This is a genomic window from Pseudoduganella sp. RAF53_2, assembly GCF_052113985.1.
GTDB lineage: Bacteria > Pseudomonadota > Gammaproteobacteria > Burkholderiales > Burkholderiaceae_D > Rugamonas.
On record NZ_JBFRDW010000782.1, the window covers coordinates 1 to 2,467 of the forward strand.

At 55.0% G+C, this 2,467-nt stretch carries 2 protein-coding genes; one reads left to right on the plus strand and one right to left on the minus strand.

Features of this window, described 5'->3' with window-relative positions:
* On the minus strand, positions 1-1,538 hold a 1,538-nt coding region (locus AB4Z11_RS29415), incomplete at its 3' end, for a calcium-binding protein (RefSeq protein WP_442029374.1).
* A gap of 696 nt (positions 1,539-2,234) precedes the next feature.
* Between AB4Z11_RS29415 and AB4Z11_RS29420 the strand changes: the two genes are divergently transcribed.
* The coding region (locus tag AB4Z11_RS29420) for a hypothetical protein (protein WP_442029376.1) at positions 2,235-2,467 on the plus strand (233 nt) is incomplete at its 3' end.

Genomic DNA, 2,467 nt, shown 5'->3' on the forward strand with positions numbered 1-2,467 from the left:
CCACCAAACAGCTTGTCGCTCCCCGCCATGCCGCTCAGAGAATCGTTGCCAGTACTGCCGGTCAGGATGTTTTCCAGCGCATTGYCGGTACCTTTGAACGCCAGGCTGCCGGTGTAAGTCAGGTTTTCGACGTTGGCCGACAGAGTGTAGGATGTGGCGGAGGACAGCACAGTGTCGGTACCTTCGCCTGGTAGCTCGGTGACCGTGTCGCTGGCTACGTCGACATTGTAGGTATCATCGCCGAAGCCGCCCGCCATTTTGTCCGCGCCGCCTTTGCCGTCGATGATGTCATTGCCAGCGCCGCCATTCAGCACGTTTGTCGCGCTATTGCCGGTCAGTGTGTTGCCCAGATCATTGCCTATAATGCCTGCAGCGCCTGTGCCGGTGACGATACCAGCTTCGATGTTGGCGCCTAGAATATACAAGCCCGACGACATCGCGGCTTTCACCAGGTCATTGCCAGCGTTCGCGGCTTCGACGACGACATCGCCGGCGCTGTCGACCACATAGGTGTCATCGCCGTCCATGCCGGCCATGGTGTCATTGCCCTTCAGACCATCCAGAGTATCAGCGCCGGAGCCACCCACCAGGTTATCGCCGTATGCGCTGACTACGTTGGTCAACACCGCACTCATCGCCAGCGTGCCGACATCCGCAAACTTCATGGACTCGATGCCGGTCAGTGTTACCGTCTCGTAGGTGATGACGTTGGCCAGTTGCGTGTCCGTTGCGCTCACGCGCACAATCTTGTAGTCCGCGAGGTTGCCAAGCACCACGGCGGTATCGTCGCCTGCGCCGCCGTCGAGACGGTCTGTGCCGCCGTTGCCAGCTAGTGTGTCGTTGCCCGCCATTCCGCTCAGCTTGTCATTGCCAGCACCACCTTTAAGGACGTTATCCAGAGAGTTGCCGGTGCCGGTAAATGCCCCGGTACCTGTATATTCCAGACCTTCGAGATTATCTTTGAGGATATAGCTGGCCAAAGCCGCCCTGACTGTATCGAAGCCTTCGTTGGCAATCTCAGTGACGACATCGCCGCTCTGTTCCACGATATAGATATCGTTACCAGCGCCACCAAGCATGGTGTCGTTTCCCAGTCCACCAGCCAAGGTATCGGCATCATCAGTACCAAGAATGCGATCATTACCGCTACTGAACAGGCCGAACTGGACTTCCGCCAGCGAATACATGCGGTCGTCAAAGCTGAAACTCTCCACGTTCCGTGCGGTGAGCGTAATGCCAAGCGCCTCACTCACAAGCTGGGTGTCTGCCGGATTCAGACGAGCGATATGGTAGTCCGAAATATTACCGGCGAGCTGAACGACGTCGTTGCCGTTCCCGCCATCTACCGTGTCGTTGCCGGTGCCAGCGGCCAAGCTGTCGTTGCCATCGCCGCCAAGCAGGTTGTCGTTAGCGCTGCCGCCAATCAAAGTGTCATTGCCAGCTCCGCCATCAAGCTTATTGGCAGCAGTTGCGACTCCCTCAATACGATTGTCGAGGAGATTGCCTTTGCCAGAAAATGTAGCGCTGCCGATCGCCACCAGGTTCGCCACATTATTCCCAAGGATATAGCTCGCGAGACTCGTACTGACGGTACTCCCATCAGGGAGCGTCCCCATCAATCTTTCTGGCGTACGCATCTCATACAGGGCATTAGTTACGGCGTCATTATCAATCGCGCTAAGGAGTGCATCGAGATTAGTAAGATTTGTGACAGCCCGTCGTGAGCTCATTTGCACTCCAGATTGTAAAGTGATGTACGGGATTACTCAGGGTAAGCAAGTCAGAAGCAAAGCAAATCTAGAAACAATTAGGTTGTGCCAGAAAGTGGTACAACCTATTCCACCGATAATGCCGTTAGCTCGAAAAAAATCCGAGCTTTTGCAAATCACTTTCCAACCACTGTTTTCGTGTTGTCGTCGTAAGACTCATCCTAAACCTCGAAGAATCCAAACTCCGCCAAAATTCCATCAGATACTGACAACGCTCAGCACGAAATGGATCGTTTGCTTGCCAGATCTACTCGCTTAGTCCGCCCCTCGCTTCACTCCCCCATATCCTCCTCAAGACTCTTCTTTTGTAGCTGTTCGTGAATTCGTTTTGGGTGCGAGTCATCACTTTTACGATCTGTGACGTCCGTTGCCCAACTAACTGCATGCGCCTGCGTGCAAGGTCTCGGAACGCGCGATCGGCTTTGGGTATGATGTGGCTTTCGGCAGCAGACCAAGCCGAAGAACGTGCGCAAGATGACGCGCATCGGATTCGTCGCCATGAAGCTTGAGACCATCGTACTGCTTGATCGCCGTGGTATCGGCCAAGTGGAGCGAATGCCCAGCTGCTACAAGCCATCAACCAGCCAGTACCAGTTATACGTGGACTCCACGACCACGCCAAATAGCTCTTGCCGATACGGACTCCGCGCCACACAAATGGTCGCCAGATCGTTGAGCAACCGCTTCGAATACACGAC